This window comes from Photorhabdus aballayi (genome assembly GCF_026153155.1).
GTDB classification, from domain to species: Bacteria; Pseudomonadota; Gammaproteobacteria; order Enterobacterales; family Enterobacteriaceae; genus Photorhabdus; species Photorhabdus luminescens.
Genome location: NZ_JAPFCD010000028.1, coordinates 18,006 through 40,015 on the forward strand (window position 1 = coordinate 18,006; position 22,010 = coordinate 40,015).

Sequence of the window (22,010 nt, forward strand, 5' to 3'; positions counted from 1 at the left end):
CACGACAGGCAAGATGCGGGTTTACAGACGGCCGCCGTAATAATATCCAAGAAATTTCAATAAGTTGAACTGGCGACGAATACGACTTGGTTGTGATAACAGGCGATAAAGCCATTCAAGCCCCAAATTCTGCCATGCTTTTGGCGCACGTTTTACATGGCCGGTAAATACGTCATAAGTACCGCCAACCCCCATATACAACGCATCCGAATGAATTTTTCGACAGTCACGCATAAAAACTTCTTGTTTCGGCGATCCCATTGCAACTGTCACAATCGCCGCACCACTAGCATGAATCCGTTCAAAAACAGCATTACGTTCTTCTGGTGTGAAATAACCGTTCTGATTGCCAACAATATTGACGCTCCACTGAGTCCGTAATTTGTTTTCCGTCTGTTGTAATATCTCTGGCTTACCGCCAACCAGAAAAACCGGTGTGCCTTCTTTGCCAGCACGCTCCATGATGGCTTCCCATAAATCAGCGCCCGCTACACGAGAAACTTCAGCGTCAGGGTATTTACGGCGAATAGCACGTACAATGCTGATGCCATCAGCATACAGATATTCTGCATCACTCAGCAGTGTACTTAAATCTTGGTTTTCCTCTGCCGTCAGAACTTTTTCCGCATTAATCGCAACCAGAGTACCTGTTTTTACCTGTCCACGTTGAAAAATATGGTCAAGAAAATGCGCCATATCGCGGAAGCCCCAAATATTCAGACCACGAATACTGTATTTAGGAATATTGTTTAGCTCCATTTTCTTTCCTTACATTGCAGCGAACGTTTTTGTGATACAACCAAGTTGCTAATCAGATACTTCTTAATCAGCCCTGCACTCTCAAATAACCAGTACAACAACTTAGCAATTACCAGACATAAGCCAAAAATAATACAGAAAAACACCACCCGGGAAACAAATGAATCCACCCCTTCGCGAGCTAACACAATCATGTTGAAAATCGCTCCAAAGCAAAATGCCTGCAAGATCGCGGCCTTATAACGATTAGTCTCCTGCTTCCCTAATTCATAAATCCAGTCAAACCACTTAATTATCAATCCAACTACAATCGCACCAATCGGGATAAACAGCACGCCCCCCATCACAACCAATGAGCCTATCAGAGTTGGAGAAATTGCCAGACCAGAGTGGTTATCCAGTACTTCCCAGGTAAAATAATTCGCAGAATTCAACACAGCATCAGGGCGTCCCGGCCAAAGCCAGCTTGGAATAAAGACATAGAAATCACGGATAATAGGCGCCAACCCCTGAAAATCAATTTTGTCGTAGTTATTCAGCAGTAACGCAAGATTTTCCCACGGGGAGAAAGTATCCCTTGTAAGGTAGAGAAAAGTATAAAACGCTTCTGCACCACTGACATCCAAACTATAGCGTTTGAGCGCCAACCAAAACATGCCGACAATCCCTATTGCGCCAGCCGTTGCCAACATCCACAAGGTTATCCAGCCACGCACAATGCCAATAAACAGAAACAACGCAAATGCAATGATAATATTAGCCCGTGTTCCACCAACAATGACATAAGTCAGTATCCCAAAAGCCACTGTGCTCATCAGAAAAAACAGCCAGCGTAACTGTGTCGGCTTCAAGAAATAAACCACCAACATGGCAGGAATAAAGAAGTAAAAAAATCGTTTTAATGCAACACCAGAAACCTGACTGGAAAAAATCTGACTGTACGACTGTAACTTAAACAGTAGAAAACCGTTTTGCATAAAGAACAGCCCCACTGTCACCATCGCAACTGATGCCAGTAGTAACCATGTAAAGTTAGTTTCTACCCGATTCATGGTAAATACCGGTGCTTTAGGCTGCATAGATGGCTTTCTTAGTCGTGTTTTATAACTGACGTAATAAATACCATAAAAGCAGGTCGAAGCCAGTAGAGCATGTAGTAAAGCGTCTACAGGCACCACTTCAACATCAAACTGAAAAACCAGCAAACATGTCAGTGGGAAACCAAAATAAAATGTCAGCAAATAAAGCAATGAGAAGAATATATTAAAATTAAAACGTACACGCCGGAATTCCTGATAGGTCAACGTCAGGATGAAAACCAGTGATATCAAGTAAACAACAAACAATCCGCCAAACTGCGTTAAAGTCATTGCTGCTCTCCCGCTGCTTTCGCCAGTGCTTGCCGCCAGCCATCAATAAAGTTCGGGCTAAAGAAAGCTATCGCGTTTCTATCCAAGGAGAGCATCTGCCGTTGTGCTTCCGCAATTAGTTGGCTATCTAAAGGATCGCCAGAGAAAAATACCGGCACTTGTTGTTCTGTCAAATCCTGCCAAAAAAGATTCTGACGACTAAGTACAAATGGCACACCAAATTGTATCAACAGACAAATTGTTCCAATCCCCTGCTGGCGATTAAACATAAAATATCCTAAATCACAACGGCGCAGTAATGCCAGATAATCATCAAACGCCATATTTTGCTTAATAATGTTCAAATTTTCTGGCTGGAACAGCGATAAAGCAGCCTGTTCGACCTGATTAATATAAGCCTGATTGTTTTCAGGATAACCCATTGGGATAATGATTCGCACCTTATTGCCAAACTGCTTATGAATCGTTTTCAATGCCGTAATATGGCGGTTAGATCGATCACCAGAATTCCCCAACAAAATTGTCATTTTGTCATCTTTAACTGGTACTCTTTCTGCAATTGTCAAAGCAGGTTCCATTCTAGTTGGAAAATAGAGCAATGATGTTGGTACGTCCGGATGATGTTGAGAATAAAAATAGAGATCTCCACGAACCGCAAACACATGCCCTACCCGACGCTGCGCCAGACGACGCAAGAAATAGAATAGACGGAATTTTAACTGATTAGAGTCTTCATACAGATCAGCTCCCCAGGCATGCCACCAAAACTGATTACGTTTGATTTTTCCTAACAACAGCGCCAGCCATAAACTCATATTAAATTGGCCGTGAAAAAAAAACCGACAATTTCTATCTGAACGCGCTTGAGCAATAACCGCCTGCGCCAGAGATTTTTTACTATCGAAAAACGCCATATCCAATGCCGGGCAATCATCCAATAAAGCGCGATTTTTGGTCACCACCATAAACTTCGGTTTGGCTAAAAAACCCATTTCTTGTACTAAGACGTCATTAAAAAAGCGCAATATTGTTCGATTGTGATGTGGGATATCAGATCCCAAAACGTGAATGAGGGTTGTCATGCTCGCCTACGATAAATAAGAAATGCACCACAACAAAGGGTGAAATAAATAATGTAAGTTGCCATATAGGCTTGCGCTGCACCTAACGCTCCGTTTACAGGAATAAGCCAGTGGGCAAAACCAGTAAGCAATAAAAACTGACTCACTTCTGTCAACACATAAAAACGCAACGCAGCCTTGGCAATCACCAGATAGCCAAAAACATAAGCGCCCACTTTTAGAACATCACCCATCAACTGCCAGGCAAATAAATCACGCATAGCAGTAAATTTGTCAGAAAACAGTAACCAAATGGCAAAATCACGCAGCAGCCATACAGTAAAACTTGCAACGACCACAGCAGGCAAAACAAATTTCAACGCCTTAATTATCTCATTCGATATTTCGCTCTTACCCTGCAACCGTGAAAGCGTTGGCAACAGATAAACAGTAAAAGATGCTGTGATAAATTGCAGGTAAGCATCGGAAATACTGCTTACACCTTGCCAAATACCCACATCATGCCAACTATAATGCGCTGCCAGCAGATTTCGCATCATAATGTAGGCAACCGGTAAGGTAATAGAAGTCAGCAGCGCCATAAGGGTAAATTTGCCAAGCTGACCAGCCAGTACCTTATCCCACATGGGCTTAAAACTTGAAATCGATACCGCTTTGAGACGCCAAACCATCAATCCCGCGGGAAATATGATTAACGCTGGCACTAAAGCCAAACCCGCCAAAGCACCTTCATACCCACCAAGGATAAAGCAGAGATAATAGGCCATCACACCAATCACGCTACCAAAAATAATCGCCAGCGCATTCCTCTGCGCATCTCGGTATCCTTTCAAAATAGCCAAAAAATAGTTGGCAAAAGCAATCCCCATTTGAATAAAGGCAAGTGCCTGCACAACAGGCTCATAATCTTGATGACCAAATAACCCAATACTGATATACCCGCTAAACAGCAAAAAAATTACTGCCAACAGCGTGGAAAACCCCAGGATAATGGCAGAAGATGTTCCCAGTACCGCACGCAATCTTTCCGGCTGCTGCTGATATTCAGCAACATATTTAGTCACACCATTAAAAATACCGGCACCAGCCAACACCCCAAGTACGGTGATAAGCTGACGGAAATTACCCGCCTGCCCAACCCCACTGGGACCAAAAGCAACTGCTAGTAATTTAACGATTAAAAGCCCCAAACCGATTTTTATCAGTGTGGAGCCCGCAGTCCATATTGATGCTTTAGCCAACGACATATCAGGCAAAGTATTCTCGAATGTGTTTAATGACGATCTGTTGTTCAGCGTCTGTTATGTTGTAAAACATCGGCAAGCGCACTAGACGATCACTTTCACAGGTAGTAAAACGGTCTTCTCCGTGAAAACGGCCAAATTTTTCACCACCGGGGCTGGTGTGCAGAGAAACATAATGGAATACCGCTAATACACCCGCGTCCTTCATATAGCTATTGAATGCTGAGCGTTCTCCAACATCTTTCAGCTTGATATAGAACATATGAGCATTATGCTCCAACCCTTCCGGTATGACAGGCAACGTCAGGAAGCCAGCATCAGCCAGCGGTTTTAATGCTTGATAATAGGTATTCCACAAGGCAAGGCGACGCTCATTGATTTTTTCAGCTTCTTCCAATTGCGCCCACAAATAAGCAGCCTGAAGCTCCGACATCAGATAACTCGAACCGATATCGCGCCAAGTATATTTATCAACTTGACCACGGAAAAACTGGCTACGATTAGTCCCTTTTTCGCGAACAATTTCCGCCCGGGAAATCAATGATTGATCATTAATAAGCGCTGCGCCACCTTCACCGCCAGAGGAGTAGTTTTTGGTTTCGTGGAAACTGTAGCAACCAATATGTCCGATAGTTCCCAGTGCACGCCCTTTATAAGTAGACATTACCCCCTGTGCAGCATCTTCCACGACAAACAGGTTATATTTCTCGGCCAGAGCCATAATGGTATCCATTTCACAGGCCACGCCAGCGTAATGCACTGGAACAATCACGCGGGTTTTCGCTGTAATTGCTGCTTCGATTTTGGTTTCATCAATATTCATGGTATCCGGACGGATATCCACGAATACAATGGTTGCTCCACGCAGTACAAACGCGTTAGAACTGGAAACGAAAGTGAAACTCGGCATAATAACTTCATCACCGGGTTGAATATTCAGCAAAATAGCTGCCATTTCCAGTGAAGCTGTACAGGATGGTGTCAATAGAACTTTCGGGCAATTGAAATGTTGTTCCATCCACTCTTCACAACGTTTGGTGAAACCACCATCCCCGCAAAGCTTACCGCTCTCCATTGCTTGCTTCATGTAACCTAATTCAGTGCCAACGACTGGCGGTCTGTTAAATGGAATCATTTCATCCCCTATATAACCAATACGCGGTGCTTTCAACAAACGCACCACTGCGTGTATAAAGGCGCAAAGCAGCAATGTTGCTGGTTTGTGTCGCAATTCTTAACTGATGTATTTGGTGGTGCTGACACCACTGCTGCGCCGCCAACATTAATTTTGAGCCAATCCCACAGCCAATATTTCCTGGGAATACGGCTAGCAAACCTATACGAGCCTCTCCTGCTCCTATATCCCGTAAGGTAACAAATCCTGCGGGTTGCCCATTATCTCCATTTACCAGTAAACACTGATGATCAAATGTCCCCAATACCGCTTTCTCAACCCAAGTAGCGTAGAAACGACCACTATCCTGCGGTTGATACCACGGGGTTCGGAAACGACTCAAAGGAAATACGTTGGAAGCTACCTGCTTCAACATCGGGATATCTCGCCGCTCAGCCGAAAGCAGCTTACTCTCAGAGTTGTCATTGTTAGCATTTTCTATGCCAATCATTAAGGAAAGGTCTACTTCTCCTTCCACTAGCGAAAAGCCCAATACGGATAATCCATCAATAAGATCTAATCGCTGCGTAGGTACTTTAGCTTGCACTAAAGCATACTGATCTAACTGAGATGAAGTTAGCAGACTGGCATCAGATGTGAAATCAAGGCGAGCGGTGAACAGCCCAAAATAGTGGCTATCCCACTCTAATAGTTCAATATTGGCGCGCACGGACATGTAGCAGATCCAGCAGATATTGGCCATAGCCAGTTTTTGACAAGGATTTTACTGTTTCTCTTAACTGTACATCATCCAGCCAACCATTACGCCAAGCGATCTCTTCAAGACAGGCAATCTTAAAGCCTTGACGTTTCTCAACGGTCTGCACAAAAGTGCTAGCCTCAATCAAGCTGTCATGAGTGCCAGTATCCAACCAGGCAAAACCACGCCCTAACAACTCAATATTTAGTTCGCCACATTCCAAATACATCTGGTTAATACTGGTAATCTCTAGTTCACCTCTGGCAGAAGGCTTGACCTGCTTAGCAAAATCTACTACTTGATTATCATAGAAATAGAGACCCGTTACCGCCCAGTTGGATTTTGGCTTTTCTGGTTTTTCCTCAATAGAAAGAACGCGGAACGCATCATCAAATTCCACCACCCCAAATCGCTCAGGATCCATCACTTGATAACCAAAAACAGTTGCCCCTTTTCCACGGGAAACCACATTCCTCAGTTTCGGACTGAACCCTTGTCCAAAGTAAATATTGTCTCCCAATACCAAACAGCAAGGCCCGCCGTTGATGAACTCCTCACCAATCAAAAATGCCTGAGCTAAACCATCCGGTGATGGCTGTTCTTTATAACTTAAGTGAATACCAAATCGACTACCGTCCCCCAACAACCGACGGAAAGAAGGTAAATCTTCTGGTGTAGAGATAATCAGAATATCACGTATCCCTGCTAGCATCAGTACTGACAAAGGATAGTAAATCATTGGCTTATCATAAATTGGCAGTAATTGTTTGGAAACACCCTGTGTTATCGGATGCAACCGGGTTCCTGATCCACCTGCCAGAATGATCCCTTTCATCTTTACTGCCCCCATCGTCACTCAGTTTTTACCTAATCCAAGGCGCTCACCGGCATAAGAGCCGTCTTGAACTTTACGCCACCAGTTTTCATTTTCCAAATACCACTGAACTGTTTTACGAATACCTGATTCAAATGTCTCTTGTGGTCTCCAGCCTAACTCATGCTCAACTTTAGCCGCATCAATGGCATAGCGCATATCATGGCCTGGGCGATCCGCAACATAAGTAATCAAATCTCGATAATAAGCAATTCCCGCTGGTTTCTCAGGACAAAATTCTTCCAGCAATTCACAAATCGCACAAACCACATCAATATTTTTGCGTTCATTATGACCACCAATATTGTAGGTTTTGCCCGGTTCAGCTTTTGTCACAACCAAATAGAGTGCTCTGGCATGGTCTTCCACATACAACCAATCGCGAATTTGTTTCCCTTCACCATATACCGGTAAAGATTTTCCTGCTAATGCATTTAAGATCATCAGTGGGATCAGTTTTTCCGGGAAATGGTAAGGACCATAGTTATTTGAACAATTGGTGATAATGACCGGTAAACCATAAGTCCGGTGCCACGCTCTTACCAAATGATCGCTGGATGCTTTGGACGCCGAATATGGACTACTTGGCGCATAAGGTGTTGTTTCGGTAAAGAAACCCTCTTCATCATGTAAATCACCATACACTTCATCTGTTGAAATATGGTGAAAACGGAAAACAGCCTGTTTCTCTTCACTGAGTTTCTGCCAGAAAGCACGCGCAGCTTCCAACAAAGTATAAGTCCCCACAATGTTGGTTTCGATAAATGCCGCAGGGCCATCAATAGAGCGATCTACATGGCTTTCTGCCGCCAAATGCATCACACAATCCGGCTGATATTGTTCAAAGACTCGATCCAGCGCTCCACGTTGACAGATATCAACCTGTTCAAACGCATAACGAGGGCTATCCGCCACCGGAGTAAGAGACGCCAGATTACCGGCATAAGTCAGGCTATCAACCACAACCACGCTGTCTTCTGTATTATCAATGATATGCCGCACAACCGCGGAACCAATAAAACCTGCACCACCTGTGATTAGAATACGTCTCAACGCCAGACTCCTTTTGTATCAACAATCCACTTCTGTTTAATTTCATGACTGTTTACAGCTTTAAACTGATGATGATCCACCAGCATCAACAGGATATCTGCTTCTTCCAGCGCCTTTTCCAAATTAACTAATCGAGTTATTTCCTTCAAGGAAGCAGGTAATTTATCAACATGAGGTTCTACAGCCAGCGTTTCACCTGCATGCCATTGCGCAATCATACCGGTGATATGTGCCGCTGGGCTCTCACGCAAATCGTCAATATTGGGTTTAAATGCCAGACCAAAACAGGCAATTTTCACTTCGCTTGCACGTTTTCCACTTTCAGCCAAACAATCCGCAACAGCCGCTTTTACTTTATCCACAACCCACAATGGTTTGTCATCATTAACCCTACGTGCTGTATGAATAAGACGTGATTGTTTCGGGTTTTGAGAAACAATGAACCACGGATCAACAGCAATACAATGACCACCCACACCAGGACCCGGCTGGAGAATATTTACGCGTGGATGACGATTTGCCAAACTGATCAGTTCCCACACATTAATACCTTGATCAGCACAAATCAGAGAAAGTTCGTTGGCGAATGCAATGTTTACATCTCGGAAACTGTTTTCTGTCAGCTTACACATTTCTGCTGTTCTTGAATTAGTGACAACACATTCACCTTCAAGGAAAATTTTATACAGCTCACTCGCTCTGGCTGAAGATTTTAATGTCATACCGCCAACAACGCGGTCATTCTTAATTAATTCAACCATAACTTGCCCTGGTAATACTCGTTCAGGGCAGTAAGCGATATCAATATCGGACTCCTCTCCAACCTGTTGTGGGAAAGTTAAATCAGGACGGGCTGCTGCTAACCATTCTGCCATCTGCTCCGTCGCACCTACTGGTGAGGTAGATTCCAGAATAACCAGATCACCTTTTTTCAACACCGGCGCCACAGATTCGGCTGCGGAACGGACGTATGTCATATCCGGCTCATGATCGCCTTTAAAAGGAGTCGGAACAGCTATCAAAAAAGCATCCGCAGGTAACGGAGCAATCACCGCTTTCAGGTAACCGCCTTCTACGGCAACTTTCACCACTTTGTCTAGATCTGGTTCTACAATATGAATTGCACCACGGTTGATGGTTTCTACTGCACAATGATTAACATCCACACCAATGACTTTCTTATTACGGGATGCAAACGCCGCCGCCGTTGGCAAACCAATATAACCAAGACCAATAACAGAAATAGTTTCAAAGCTCATAGTGTCACCTGATTTTTTTCAAAGCGTCGAGAATACGTTGACAAGCATCGCCATCCCCGTAAGGATTATGAGCGCGGCTCATTTGCTGATAGGCAGCATCGTCTGTCAACAATCGAGTCACCTCTTCCACGATAGTTTTCGTTTCTGTCCCTACCAGACGCACCGTTCCAGCATCAACCGCCTCTGGCCGTTCAGTCGTATTACGCATTACCAATACCGGTTTTCCTAAAGAAGGAGCTTCTTCTTGAATGCCGCCGGAATCGGTCAGGATCATATAGGCATGGTTCATTAGATAAACAAATGGCAAATAATCCTGGGGTTCAATGAGAATAACGTTATCAATATTATGCAAAATACGCTTTACTGGCTCACTGACATTCGGGTTTAAGTGAACCGGATAGACTACTTGCACATCTGGATGAGTACGGGCTATCTGTGCCAAAGCTTCACAAATTCGTTCAAATCCGCCGCCAAAACTTTCACGACGATGCCCCGTCACCAGAATCATTTTTTTATTAGTATCAATGAATGGGTAGCGCTTCGCTAGCTTACTCCGCATAGCCTCATCATTCATTATTCGATCACGTACCCACAGCAACGCATCAATCACTGTATTTCCGGTAACAAAAACCCGATTATCTGCAATAGATTCTTTCAATAAATTATTGTGGGAGTTTTCTGTCGGAGCAAAATGATACATTGCCAGATGCCCAGCAATCTTACGGTTTGCCTCTTCCGGCCAAGGAGAATAAAGATCTCCCGTTCTTAATCCAGCTTCAATGTGACCAACAGGGATACGTTGGTAGAACGCAGCCAAACTGGTTGCCATCGTTGTGGTAGTATCTCCATGAACCAATACAACATCAGGCTTAAATTCTGCTAAAACGGGCTTTAATCCTGCCAAAATACGACAGGTAATATCCGTTAGATCTTGCCCTGATTTCATAATATTGAGATCAAAATCGGGAGTGATCTCAAAAAGGTGTAACACCTGATCCAACATTTCCCGATGTTGGGCAGTGACACATACTTTCGCTTCGAAGGCTTCATCCCTTGCCAATGCGTGTACTAGCGGAGCCATCTTGATGGCCTCCGGCCGAGTACCAAACACAGTCAACACTTTCACAGTGACTCTCTTATAGTCAGTAACTTGCAGATTTTCCTGCAAACAATACTCTCAATGCTATTTACTCCTGCTGCTAGAGTTGCAGAAGAGATCCCTTAGAAGCCGTTATTCCTAAAATTATCTGATTATTTACGCGAACATCTAACCAATGCCACGCCGGCCCCCACTAACGCACCCACGGCACCCCACATGATCATCAAGAACATTCTGCGAGGACTGTCTCTGGCAACAGGCTCCTCTGGTGTTCTCAAATAGCGGTAAGTCTGGAATTGATCCGGTGATATCGGGGGAATATTCAATGTCGCTAACATTGCAATATTTTGGTCGTAGTCCACATCATACTTAGGCCCTATTGCTTCCAAAGTCTCAAGTTGAGCCTGTAACAACGGCACCCCTAACATAAACATTTTTGAATCAGGCAACTGATCTATCGGCGTATCCGTTTGATTGCGCCGAATACCTTGTTTTTCCGCAATTTTCAGAGATTGCTGTAATACATTCATTTCACGGTTATAGACCGCTTTAGCAACCATTTCCTGGCGTTTAACCAGTGCATTCATAGATTGGGCACGGGTAGCCCATGCGCCTTTCACTTCATCATTTAAATGAGTACTAACACGACTATTGGCAAAAGCAATGTATTGGCGCAGGAGTTGATTTGCTTGTCCAGAAGACTCCGCAGTCAGTTTAATGCTGTCATTTAGTACTTTTTTATCATCATGAGGAATAAACTGAATATTATTGACTAATTCATCTAATAAGGCCGCATCGGCTCTGGCATCGCCCTCCTGATGCTGCTTGTAATAATCAGATTTCAACCAGAATTCACGGCGAGTATCGTATGCTGCAACCTGAGTGATGAACTCCTTATAGGCTTCCTCTGGAATAGACGGTAACTGCATTTCCGGTGAAATGTTAATGTGAGTATCCAGATTGCGCAAAAACTGCTGCTGAGAGTAATAACTTCCCAATTGATTAATCGTAGGCAGATCAGTGATTGCTGTGGCACTCCATTTTTGTTGCATCAGATAAGATGTCCCTAGCGCCCCAATTGCGAAAATTATTGCCAGTACAACAATCCATATCTTTCCACGCCATAGCGCACTGCACAAAGCTCTGATATCCAGCTCATGCTCCAGAGCTTGTTCATCCTGAATAGACTTCGTTTCTGATTTTATCACTGCACAGAACCTCTGCTGATAATAGATGTTTAATGGTTAGCTGAACGGCGCATACGGCGCTTTTGCCGTTTGATAAAACGGGCTACCTTCCATACACGCTTGAGGCAATAGCCATACAAAACAAATGCAAGCAAGAACAGTGCCAACATTACCCACTCAGGCACAAATTCCAGCCATTCTCCAGTAATGCCGATAGCGGCTAATAAAGCGGCGGCAACAGTGATTAAAATAAAAGCCTGACGTGATGAGAATCCAGACCGCATAACTAGATGGTGAATATGTTGCCTATCAGGAGAAAATGGACTCATCCCTTTCCGTAACCGGCGGTACATAATAGCAACCATATCCATTAATGGAATAGCAACAACCCACAACGCAGTAACTGGATTAACCGGATGCTCATTCCCCTGAGTAGATTCAATGAGCAACCAGATAATGGTAAAACCAATCAGCGTACTGCCCGCATCTCCCATAAATACTTTGAAGCGTTGACTTAATAAACCAAGATTAAGAACAATATAAGGGAGAATGGCGGCAATAAATGCAAAACACCATAATGCTAGCGCCGTATTGCCACTTTGATACAGTAAGACCCCCAAAGCACCGAAGGAGACACAGGATAATCCACCTAATAATCCATCTATCCCATCAACCATATTGAATGCATTGATAGCAGCCCAGACAGCAAATAGTGTCACAACATAACTAAACGGTCCAAGTGTCATGTCCCAGGGGCCAAAAGCATAACCAAGACTATCTAATTTCAGGCCGGCAAAATACATCATCGCCATACCAACCAGAGCTTGGATGGTTGCCCGGACCTTAACGCTGATATCAAAACGATCATCCAATGCGCCGATAAATACCAACACACCAGCACAAACCAAATATAACCACTTGTGAGGAATAAATTCTTTTGTGATAACAAAAGCAAAACAGATTCCAACAAATATTGAGATTCCTCCAACCAGAGGCACTAACCCCTGATGACACTTACGATAATTGGGCTTATCAACAAGGCCAACCTTCTTTGCTATTTTGCGTGCCATAAACAAAAACGCAAAAGAAAAGAGAAAAACATAAAAAATTTCAATATTCATGCTAAGAATATTCACGATGATAACTCTCTGTAAAAAGTAAACACACCCTGGTCATTTATCAACCGAAAACATATGATTTTCTAGCCAGAATCTACCCTCACGAGCATCCTAACTTGCGAAAACACTGCTTATTATGAAAAAATTAATGGCCTTTATACTCTTACATCATTCTTTTTAATGCTTATTTCAAATATATGGCAACATATACAGCATGCAAAATACATGCCATATATATGCTATAACAGTACAGTGAATACAAAAAACGCCACGAAACTGTGGCGCTGATTAAAATGATCATGAACTGAGTTAAAACTATGAACGTTTCATCATGTCAAAGAAATCGTCGTTCGTTTTGCTCATAGCCAGTTTGTTGATAAGGAATTCCATCGCATCAATTTCTCCCATCGGGTGAATAATTTTGCGCAGAATCCACATTTTCTGTAGCTCTTCAGAGGTGGTGAGTAACTCTTCTTTTCGTGTACCAGAACGGTTGTAATCGATAGCTGGGAAGACACGTTTTTCAGCAATTTTACGGGAGAGATGCAGCTCCATGTTACCAGTGCCTTTAAATTCCTCGTAAATCACTTCATCCATCTTGGAACCCGTATCCACCAACGCAGTCGCAATAATGGTCAGGCTTCCGCCCTCTTCCACATTACGCGCAGCGCCGAAGAAACGTTTCGGACGATGTAACGCGTTAGCATCCACACCACCAGTCAATACCTTACCGGATGCAGGAACAACCGTGTTATAAGCACGTGCTAAGCGAGTAATGGAGTCAAGCAGAATAATCACGTCTTTTTTGTGTTCAACCAGACGTTTTGCTTTCTCAATAACCATCTCTGCCACTTGAACGTGACGAGAAGCTGGCTCATCAAAAGTAGAAGCAATAACCTCACCTTTTACCAGACGTTGCATTTCAGTGACTTCCTCTGGACGTTCATCAATCAGAAGTACCATCAATACACAATCTGGATGATTGTGAGCAATGTTAGCAGCAATATTTTGCAGCAACATCGTCTTACCCGCTTTTGGCGGCGCGACGATCAGACCACGTTGTCCACGGCCAATCGGTGCAGCCAGATCCAGAACACGGGCAGTCAGATCCTCGGTGGAACCATTACCACGCTCCATACGCAAACGACTATTAGCGTGCAGAGGTGTTAAGTTTTCAAAAAGAATTTTACTGCGAGCATTTTCTGGTTTGTCAAAATTAACTTCGTTAACCTTTAACAGGGCAAAATAGCGCTCACCTTCTTTAGGTGGACGAATTTTACCTGAAATTGTGTCACCGGTGCGGAGGTTAAAACGACGGATTTGGCTAGGAGAAACGTAGATATCATCGGGGCCGGCAAGGTAGGAACTGTCTGCTGAACGGAGGAATCCAAATCCATCCTGCAATATCTCCAACACGCCATCACCGAAGATATCTTCTCCGCTTTTCGCATGCTGCTTAAGGATAGAGAAGATAATGTCTTGTTTACGCATACGGGCTAGATTTTCCAGCCCCATATTTTCGCCGAGTGTAATCAGTTCAGATACCGGCGTATTCTTTAATTCGGTAAGATTCATAATGGTGGGTTCTTAAACTCGGGGTATATCTCGAACTATGAACGTGAATAGTATGGCAGCGTCATCGATCGGTGCCTGTTTATTTTGTACAAAAAACAAATCAGACCTTTAATACATTATTCATATAAAAAGGTAATAATTTGAAGTACTAAGATTGAGCTCAAATAAGACTGACAGGCTGTCAAAAACGCTGTTGAGATAATGCTGAAACATTACTGATTTCTATAAAAACTATCTCAACGTAACGAGCTATACGCCAGATTATTCCCGTATAACCCATTGGATATTTTAGACTATCCAGAGATAACAGACTTATCAGACACTACAGATTATTCAGTATGCAACATACTTCTAACATGATGTATGTGATACAAGCAGTGGCGCTAACTTATCACGCTTCTTTACGGACGTCTAGCGGTCAATGAAATAAATAATAATATACGCTAAACGCCCGGTATTAATGTGAGCTCACTTCAATCAGAGATTAGCATCCAAAAATTCTTTCAATTGAGTTTTTGACAATGCTCCCACTTTGGTAGCAGCAACCTGACCATCTTTAAACAACAACAGAGTAGGAATACCACGGATACCATACTTAGGAGCCGTTACCGGGTTTTCATCAATGTTCAGTTTAGCAATAGTCAGTTTGCCTGAATATTCTGGGGCAATTTCATCTAAAATAGGTGCAATCATTTTACATGGTCCACACCAGGCAGCCCAAAAATCGACAAGAACCGGGCCTGCTGCGTTAAGAACGTCAGTATCAAAGCTAGCATCACTCAAATGAATAATTTTTTCGCTCATTTTTTACTCCAAAGAATAATTTTTTACCATGCTAGTGTAACATTACTGATATAAGGTTGCCTTTATTTCAGCGGATACACTTTCGTAAGACAATGGTTAACTGATATTCTACCACACTATGAGTAAAACACACTTGACAGAAAAGAAGTTTTCCGACTTCGCCTTGCACCCCAAGGTTATAGAAGCTCTTGATAATAAGGGTTTTTCTAATTGTACACCGATACAAGCACTGACATTGCCTTTCACTGTCGAAGGTCGTGATGTCGCGGGGCAAGCGCAAACCGGTACGGGGAAGACGCTGGCATTTTTAGCGTCTGCTTTTCATTATTTACTGACTCATCCCGCAGCGGAGGAGCGTCAAACCAATCAGCCAAGAGCGCTGATTATGGCTCCTACCCGTGAACTTGCTGTACAGATTTACTCGGATGCAGAGGCTCTGGCGCAGGCAACAGGTTTAAAGATGGGTCTTGCCTACGGCGGCGATGGTTACGACAAGCAGCTAAAAGTACTGGAATCTGGTGTTGACATTGTTATCGGCACTACCGGACGTCTGATCGACTACACCAAACAGGGGCACATTAATCTAAATGTGGTCCAAGTTGTGGTTCTTGATGAAGCTGATCGCATGTACGATCTCGGTTTTATCAAAGATATCCGCTGGCTATTCCGCCGGATGCCACCAGCAAACGAACGTATGAACCTGCTGTTTTCTGCCACACTCTCTTACCGAGTCCGAGAATTGGCATTTGAACAAATGAATCATGCCGAGTATGTCGAGGTAGAACCGTTACAGAAAACGGGACACCGTATCCGCGAAGAGCTGTTTTATCCTTCTAATGAAGAAAAGATGCGCCTGCTTCAAACATTATTGGAAGAAGAATGGCCTGATCGCTGCATCATTTTCGCCAATACAAAACATCGTTGTGAAGATATCTGGGCGCATCTGGCTGCTGACGGACATCGAGTTGGGTTACTAACCGGTGATGTAGCACAAAAAAAACGGTTACGCATTCTGGAAGAATTCAGCAACGGCAATATTGATATTCTGGTTGCAACTGATGTCGCAGCCCGTGGATTGCACATTCCTTCAGTCACTCATGTTTTTAATTATGACTTACCCGATGACTGCGAGGATTATGTCCACCGCATAGGCCGTACAGGTCGTGCAGGTGAAAGCGGCCACTCGATCAGCCTGGCCTGTGAAGAATATGTTTTAAACCTGCCAGCGATTGAAAATTATATTCAGCACACTATCCCGGTCAGCAAATATAACAGTCAAGCCTTGCTGAAAGATTTACCGGCTCCTAAACGCCGCCACCGTTCGCGTTCAGGAAACCATCAGCGCCGTAACAATTTGTCGCATCGTAATAATACACCACGTAATAACCGTAAACGTTCAGGCTGAATAATGATGCTGAGTTCTTCTTCGCTCTATGCGGCTATCGACCTGGGTTCAAACAGTTTTCATATGCTGGTTGTGCGCGAAATATCCGGCAGTATGCAGATACTGGCACGAATCAAACGTAAAGTCAGACTGGCCGCCGGATTAGATAAAAACAACCGCTTATCTCAACAGGCAATGGAGAGAGGCTGGCAATGTCTCAGGATTTTTTCTGAACGCTTACAGGATATACCACCATCACAAATCCGCGTTGTTGCTACGGCAACTTTACGTATCGCTGAAAATTCAGACGAATTTGTGAAAAAAGCATCAGAAATCCTTGATTGTCCGGTTAAGGTAATCAGTGGCGAAGATGAAGCTCGGCTTATTTATCAAGGTGTTGCCCATACAACCGGCGGCCCTGAAAAACGTTTGGTTGTCGATATTGGCGGTGCAAGTACAGAGCTGGTTACGGGGAATGGAGCAAAAGCCACTCAGTTATCCAGCCTAAGTATGGGCTGTGTTACCTGGCTTGAAGGCTACTTTAATGACCGTAGTCTGACGGAAGAAAATTTCGCCAAAGCCGAAACTGCCGCACATGAAACGTTGAAACCCATTGCTCCAAAGCTGATCGAACAAGGCTGGCAGATTTGTGTAGGCGCTTCCGGCACCGTTCAAGCTCTGCAAGAAATCATGATTGCTCAGGGTATGGATGAGCTGATCACTTTACCAAAACTTCAAGAACTCAAACATAAAGCGATTGAGTGCGGTAAGCTGGAAGAATTGGAAATAGAAGGATTAACGCTGGAACGGGCTTTAGTTTTCCCAAGTGGTCTGGCTATCCTGATAGCGATTTTCCAGGCATTAAATATTGAAAGTATGATCCTTGCGGGCGGCGCCTTACGGGAAGGTCTTGTTTACGGCATGCTGGATTTACCAATAGAGCCAGATATTCGTACTAGAACACTACGTAATATACAGCGCCGTTTTCAGTTAGACGTTGAACAATCTCAACGGGTTAAACAATTGGCTGAACACTTCCTACCACAAATTGCTAAACCTTGGGAACTTGATAGCCGATGTTATGAATTATTACAAAGTGCCTGTCTGATACATGAAATTGGCCTGAGCATTGATTTCCACCAAGCTCCATCACATGCAGCCTATCTTATCAATTATCTCGCTCTCCCCGGCTATACTCCCGCACAGAAAAAACTCTTAGCCACATTACTAAAGAACCAAAGTGGCCCCATTGATTTGTTTTCCTTTAATCAACAAAACGCCTTACCTCTGATACAAGCTCAACGTTTATGTCGTCTGTTGCGGTTAGCTATCATCTTCGCCAATCGCCGCCGGGATGACACACTCCCTGCTCTACATTTAAAAGTGAGTGGTGAAACGTTAACAATAACGTTACCTCATGGCTGGCTAATGCAGCATCCTCTACGGGCAGAATCTTTACAGCAGGAAATTCAGTGGCAAAACCATGCTCAATGGCCGCTTATTTTAGGCGAGCAGAATACTTAAATCTGAATTAAACCATTTTCCCTGTATCACTGTGATACAGGGAGTTTTCGATATAATTTACGACTTATTTTTTTGTCCAAGCCCTAAACGCGATCTGATATCCGCGATACGCGATTGCCCTTTTTGCATTCTTTCTTCAGCAGTCACGATTTTTTTATCTTGCGGCCAATGTAAGTCATCCTGCGGCAACTCATACAAAAAACGACTGGGTTCTGGACGGATTAACTCGCCATATTGACGACGCTCTTTACATAAAGTAAAGAATAACTCCCGTTGAGCGCGGGTAATTCCCACATAAGCCAATCGGCGCTCTTCATCAATATTTTCTTCATCAATACTGCTCTGATGAGGCAATAGCCCTTCTTCCATGCCGACCAGAAATACATAGGGAAACTCCAACCCTTTAGAAGCATGTAGAGTCATCAATTGCACCTGATCAAACTCCTCACCATCCTCGTCTCGCTCCAGCATATCCCGTAATGTGAAACGCGCGACCACCTGAGATAAAGTCATTGCTTCGTTCAGTTCATCACCTTCCAGCATTTCACTCATCCAAGTGAATAACTGATTAATATTTTTCATCCGCATCTCAGCCGCTTTTGGACTCGGAGATGTTTCATACAACCAACTTTCATAATCCATACCATGTAGTAGATCACGCACAGCTAGCAAAGGATCTCGTTCAACCTGACGAGTTATTTCATCCATCCAATGAGTAAAACGCTGTAGCGCCGTCAAACCGCGGCCGGTTAGACTTTGTTCCAAACCAAGATCAAAACTAGCCTGATAGAGACTTTTATTGCGTTGATTCGCCCATTCACCCAGTTTTTGAATAGTAGCCGCCCCAATTTCACGCCTTGGTGTATTGACAATTCTTAGGAATGCGCTGTCATCTTCAGGATTAGTCAGCACCCGTAGATAAGCTAGCAAATCCTTAATTTCAGGGCGGGCAAAGAAAGAAGTGCCACCAGAAATCCGGTAAGGAATGCGGTTTTGCATCAGCATCTTTTCAAACACCCGGGATTGATGATTTCCCCGGTAGAGAATGGCGTAATCTTTATATTGAGTCTTATTGATAAAGTGATGTGCCATCAGCTCCCCAATAACCCTTTCCGCCTCATGCTCTTCATTATTAGCGGTAATCACTTGCAACGGAGCGCCATACCCCAGTTCAGAAAAAAGCCGCTTTTCAAACACGTGAGGGTTATTGGCGATTAAAATATTAGCCGCTTTCAGAATACAGCCAGAAGAACGATAGTTCTGTTCCAATTTGATCACATTAAGCTTCGGGAAGTCTTCTTGCAGTAACACCAAATTTTGAGGCCTTGCGCCGCGCCATGAATAGATCGACTGGTCATCATCACCCACCACCGTAAAACGAGTCCTTTGTCCCACCAACAACTTAACCAGTTGATATTGACTGGTATTGGTGTCCTGATATTCATCTACCAACAGATAACGGATACGGTTTTGCCAACGTTCCCTGACTTCTTCATCACGCTGCATCAGCAAAGTCGGTTTAGTAATCAGATCGTCAAAATCCAATACATTACAGCTCGCCAGATGTAAATCATAACGGCGATAACATTCAGCAAACTGATGCTCCTGAGCAGAACGGGCCAATGCCAGAGCTTGCTGTGGAGAAAGTAGATCATTTTTCCAGTTTGAAATGGCAGAGATTAATTTTTGTAATAGATCTTTATCTTCCTCCAGTAAATCGGCTGTTAAATCTTTCAACAGAGCCATCTGGTCCTGCTCATCAAACAACGAGAAATTACTTTTCATTCCTAAAGCTTTGTACTCGCGCTTAATAATTTCCAATCCCAACGTGTGGAAAGTAGAAATCATCAGTCCCTTAGCCTCTTTGCGCCCTAGAGTTTGTGCTACACGCTCTTTCATTTCCCGCGCAGCTTTATTAGTAAACGTCACAGCGGCGATATGACGAGGCTGATAGCCACAAGTACGGATAAGATGAGCAATTTTATTGGTGATCACTCTAGTTTTACCAGAACCTGCCCCCGCCAAGACCAGACAAGGACCGGTAACAAATTCAACTGCTTGCTGTTGGCTAGGATTTAATCGCATGATGTTTAATAAGTTATATCAGGACAGTATCTCAGGGGATAGAATTGTAGCAGAAAGGGGGGAAAGGAAACGCCGTTTTCTTTATGAAAGAAAAACACTCTTAATTAGTTGGTAAATCGTGACTTATCCCTCAAGGCCTTAGCAAACGGTCTCAACAACCACATTCATTGGATTCAAAGAGGGAGGATTTCTCCCCCTTATCTTTATCAATATCAACCACCAACAGCAATACGTTTCATATCTGTCATGTAACCACGTAATACGCGGCCAACAACTTCAATTGGGTGGTTACGAATAGCCTCGTTTACATCGCGTAACTGGGCGTTATCGATACCGTTGTCTGCAACGGACTTACCCAAATCACCCGCCTGTAGCGAACCCATAAACTTCTCTTGCAACAGTGGGACCGCAACATGAGAGAACAAATAGTTACCATATTCTGCGGTATCAGAAATAACGACATTCATTTCATACAGGCGTTTACGAGCGATAGTATTCGCAATCAGGGGTAATTCATGCAGAGATTCATAATAGGCAGATTCAGCAATAATACCGGTATCAACCATAATTTCGAATGCCAGTTCAACCCCGGCTTTCACCATAGCAACCATTAAAACGGCGTGATCAAAGTATTCCTGTTCACTGATTTTGCCATCATATTCAGGTGAATTCTCAAACAAAGTGTTACCCGTTTCCTCACGCCAGCCTAACAGCTTTTTATCATCATTGGCCCAGTCAGCCATCATCCCGGAGGAAAATTCACCAGAAATGATATCATCCATATGTTTCTGGAACAGCGGCGTCATTATTTCTTTCAACTGCTCAGACAGCGCATACGCTCGCAGTTTTGCCGGGTTAGACAGGCGATCCATCATCAGGGTAATACCACCTTGTTTCAGTGCTTCTGTAATGGTTTCCCAGCCAAACTGGATCAATTTTCCTGCATAACCTGGTTCAGCGCCATCTGCCACCAGTTTGTCATAACACAGCAGTGAACCAGCCTGTAACATACCGCACAGAATAGTTTGCTCACCCATCAGGTCAGATTTCACTTCAGCCACGAAAGAAGACTCCAGAACACCGGCGCGATGCGCTCCCGTTGCCGCAGCCCATGCCTTAGCGATTGCCATGCCTTCACCTTTCGGATCGTTTTCCGGGTGAACTGCGATCAAAGTAGGCACACCAAAACCCCGTTTATATTCTTCACGCACTTCAGTACCAGGACACTTAGGCGCAACCATCACCACAGTGATGTCTTTACGGATTTGTTCACCTACTTCAACAATGTTTAAACCGTGAGAATAACCCAGTGCAGCGCCTTCTTTCATCAACGGTTGAACCGCGCGAACAACAGAAGAGTGTTGCTTATCCGGCGTCAGGTTAATGACCAAATCAGCCTGCGGTATTAACTCTTCATAAGTGCCGACTTGAAAACCACTTTCCGTCGCTTTACGCCATGAAGCACGTTTTTCTTCAATGGCCTCTTTACGCAGGGCATAAGCGATATCCAGACCGGAGTCACGCATATTCAAGCCCTGATTCAGCCCCTGCGCTCCGCAACCGACGATAACCACTTTTTTACCTTTTAAATATCCTGCTTCATCAACAAACTCTTCCCGCGCCATAAAACGACATTTACCTAACTGCGCCAACTGCTGACGCAAATTCAGCGTATTAAAATAATTAGCCATTAGTGGACTCCGTTATCCTGTTGTGCTC

The 22,010-nt window shown here is 43.8% G+C and carries 18 protein-coding genes; 2 read left to right on the plus strand and 16 right to left on the minus strand.

Annotation, left to right across the window (positions count from 1 at the left end):
- Nucleotides 1–21 precede the first annotated feature (21 nt).
- From wecG to trxA, 14 genes are all read right to left on the minus strand, one after another.
- Nucleotides 22–759 carry a lipopolysaccharide N-acetylmannosaminouronosyltransferase gene (gene wecG, locus OO184_RS14355; protein ID WP_265379773.1) on the minus strand — a complete coding sequence of 246 codons (738 nt, stop codon included), beginning with the start codon at nt 757–759 and terminating at the stop codon, nt 22–24.
- Nucleotides 750–2,129 (minus strand): ECA oligosaccharide polymerase, encoded by a 1,380-nt coding sequence (wzyE, locus tag OO184_RS14360; protein WP_265379774.1) that lies wholly within the window; start codon nt 2,127–2,129, stop codon nt 750–752. The genes wecG and wzyE overlap by 10 nt, the downstream gene beginning before the upstream one ends.
- Nucleotides 2,126–3,211, minus strand: a complete 1,086-nt coding sequence (locus tag OO184_RS14365) for a TDP-N-acetylfucosamine:lipid II N-acetylfucosaminyltransferase (protein WP_265379775.1) — start codon at nt 3,209–3,211, stop codon at nt 2,126–2,128. The genes wzyE and OO184_RS14365 overlap by 4 nt, the downstream gene beginning before the upstream one ends.
- On the minus strand, nt 3,208–4,458 hold the full coding sequence (wzxE, locus tag OO184_RS14370) for a lipid III flippase WzxE (protein WP_265379776.1): 1,251 nt from the start codon (nt 4,456–4,458) through the stop codon (nt 3,208–3,210). Before wzxE ends, OO184_RS14365 begins: the two co-directional genes overlap by 4 nt.
- Nucleotide 4,459: 1 nt before the next feature.
- Nucleotides 4,460–5,590 (minus strand): dTDP-4-amino-4,6-dideoxygalactose transaminase, encoded by a 1,131-nt coding sequence (gene rffA / locus OO184_RS14375; protein WP_265379806.1) that lies wholly within the window; start codon nt 5,588–5,590, stop codon nt 4,460–4,462.
- A 1-nt stretch (nt 5,591) separates the two neighbouring features.
- Nucleotides 5,592–6,305, minus strand: coding sequence for a dTDP-4-amino-4,6-dideoxy-D-galactose acyltransferase (rffC, locus tag OO184_RS14380; RefSeq protein ID WP_265379777.1), 714 nt, complete (start codon nt 6,303–6,305; stop codon nt 5,592–5,594).
- Nucleotides 6,283–7,164 carry a glucose-1-phosphate thymidylyltransferase RfbA gene (gene rfbA, locus OO184_RS14385; protein ID WP_265379778.1) on the minus strand — a complete coding sequence of 294 codons (882 nt, stop codon included), beginning with the start codon at nt 7,162–7,164 and terminating at the stop codon, nt 6,283–6,285. Before rfbA ends, rffC begins: the two co-directional genes overlap by 23 nt.
- 21 nt (nt 7,165–7,185) lie before the next feature.
- The gene (rffG, locus tag OO184_RS14390) at nt 7,186–8,256 is read right to left on the minus strand and encodes a dTDP-glucose 4,6-dehydratase (RefSeq protein WP_265379779.1); all 1,071 of its coding nucleotides are present in this window, start codon (nt 8,254–8,256) and stop codon (nt 7,186–7,188) included.
- Nucleotides 8,253–9,515: a UDP-N-acetyl-D-mannosamine dehydrogenase gene (gene wecC, locus OO184_RS14395; protein ID WP_265379780.1), complete on the minus strand. Its 1,263-nt coding sequence runs from the start codon at nt 9,513–9,515 to the stop codon at nt 8,253–8,255. The genes rffG and wecC overlap by 4 nt, the downstream gene beginning before the upstream one ends.
- A gap of 4 nt (nt 9,516–9,519) precedes the next feature.
- Nucleotides 9,520–10,641, minus strand: coding sequence for a non-hydrolyzing UDP-N-acetylglucosamine 2-epimerase (wecB, locus tag OO184_RS14400; RefSeq protein WP_265379781.1), 1,122 nt, complete (start codon nt 10,639–10,641; stop codon nt 9,520–9,522).
- Between the two features lie 125 nt (nt 10,642–10,766).
- Nucleotides 10,767–11,822 (minus strand): ECA polysaccharide chain length modulation protein, encoded by a 1,056-nt coding sequence (gene wzzE / locus OO184_RS14405; protein ID WP_265379782.1) that lies wholly within the window; start codon nt 11,820–11,822, stop codon nt 10,767–10,769.
- 29 nt (nt 11,823–11,851) lie between these two features.
- The gene (wecA, locus tag OO184_RS14410; RefSeq protein ID WP_265379783.1) at nt 11,852–12,937 is read right to left on the minus strand and encodes a UDP-N-acetylglucosamine--undecaprenyl-phosphate N-acetylglucosaminephosphotransferase; all 1,086 of its coding nucleotides are present in this window, start codon (nt 12,935–12,937) and stop codon (nt 11,852–11,854) included.
- Nucleotides 12,938–13,234: 297 nt separating this feature from the next.
- The gene (gene rho, locus OO184_RS14415) at nt 13,235–14,494 is read right to left on the minus strand and encodes a transcription termination factor Rho (RefSeq protein ID WP_011148733.1); all 1,260 of its coding nucleotides are present in this window, start codon (nt 14,492–14,494) and stop codon (nt 13,235–13,237) included.
- Between the two features lie 477 nt (nt 14,495–14,971).
- Nucleotides 14,972–15,298: a thioredoxin TrxA gene (gene trxA / locus OO184_RS14420; protein WP_265379784.1), complete on the minus strand. Its 327-nt coding sequence runs from the start codon at nt 15,296–15,298 to the stop codon at nt 14,972–14,974.
- A 118-nt stretch (nt 15,299–15,416) separates the two neighbouring features.
- Between trxA and rhlB the strand changes: the two genes are divergently transcribed.
- Together rhlB and gppA are read left to right on the plus strand one after the other, a co-directional pair.
- Complete coding sequence (gene rhlB / locus OO184_RS14425; protein WP_265379785.1) at nt 15,417–16,703, plus strand: ATP-dependent RNA helicase RhlB; 1,287 nt, start codon at nt 15,417–15,419, stop codon at nt 16,701–16,703.
- A gap of 6 nt (nt 16,704–16,709) precedes the next feature.
- Entirely contained in the window at nt 16,710–18,206 is a 1,497-nt protein-coding gene (gppA, locus tag OO184_RS14430; RefSeq protein ID WP_265379807.1) for a guanosine-5'-triphosphate,3'-diphosphate diphosphatase, read from the plus strand.
- 57 nt (nt 18,207–18,263) lie between these two features.
- Here gppA and rep read toward each other — a convergent pair whose 3' ends face one another.
- On the minus strand, nt 18,264–20,291 hold the full coding sequence (gene rep, locus OO184_RS14435; RefSeq protein WP_265379786.1) for a DNA helicase Rep: 2,028 nt from the start codon (nt 20,289–20,291) through the stop codon (nt 18,264–18,266).
- A 212-nt stretch (nt 20,292–20,503) separates the two neighbouring features.
- On the minus strand, nt 20,504–21,982 hold the full coding sequence (ilvC, locus tag OO184_RS14440) for a ketol-acid reductoisomerase (protein WP_265379787.1): 1,479 nt from the start codon (nt 21,980–21,982) through the stop codon (nt 20,504–20,506).
- Between the last annotated feature and the right edge of the window lie 28 nt (nt 21,983–22,010).

Coding starts and splice junctions, on each gene's coding strand:
- wecC (WP_265379780.1), bottom strand. CDS start 9,515: ATGAGCTTTGAAACTATTTCTGTTATTGGTCTTGGTTATATTGGTTTG.
- rffA (WP_265379806.1), bottom strand. CDS start 5,590: ATGATTCCATTTAACAGACCGCCAGTCGTTGGCACTGAATTAGGTTAC.
- rho (WP_011148733.1), bottom strand. CDS start 14,494: ATGAATCTTACCGAATTAAAGAATACGCCGGTATCTGAACTGATTACA.
- rffC (WP_265379777.1), bottom strand. CDS start 6,305: ATGTCCGTGCGCGCCAATATTGAACTATTAGAGTGGGATAGCCACTAT.
- rep (WP_265379786.1), bottom strand. CDS start 20,291: ATGCGATTAAATCCTAGCCAACAGCAAGCAGTTGAATTTGTTACCGGT.
- ilvC (WP_265379787.1), bottom strand. CDS start 21,982: ATGGCTAATTATTTTAATACGCTGAATTTGCGTCAGCAGTTGGCGCAG.
- gppA (WP_265379807.1), top strand. CDS start 16,710: ATGCTGAGTTCTTCTTCGCTCTATGCGGCTATCGACCTGGGTTCAAAC.
- OO184_RS14365 (WP_265379775.1), bottom strand. CDS start 3,211: ATGACAACCCTCATTCACGTTTTGGGATCTGATATCCCACATCACAAT.
- rfbA (WP_265379778.1), bottom strand. CDS start 7,164: ATGAAAGGGATCATTCTGGCAGGTGGATCAGGAACCCGGTTGCATCCG.
- rhlB (WP_265379785.1), top strand. CDS start 15,417: ATGAGTAAAACACACTTGACAGAAAAGAAGTTTTCCGACTTCGCCTTG.
- wecG (WP_265379773.1), bottom strand. CDS start 759: ATGGAGCTAAACAATATTCCTAAATACAGTATTCGTGGTCTGAATATT.
- wzxE (WP_265379776.1), bottom strand. CDS start 4,458: ATGTCGTTGGCTAAAGCATCAATATGGACTGCGGGCTCCACACTGATA.
- trxA (WP_265379784.1), bottom strand. CDS start 15,298: ATGAGCGAAAAAATTATTCATTTGAGTGATGCTAGCTTTGATACTGAC.
- wzyE (WP_265379774.1), bottom strand. CDS start 2,129: ATGACTTTAACGCAGTTTGGCGGATTGTTTGTTGTTTACTTGATATCA.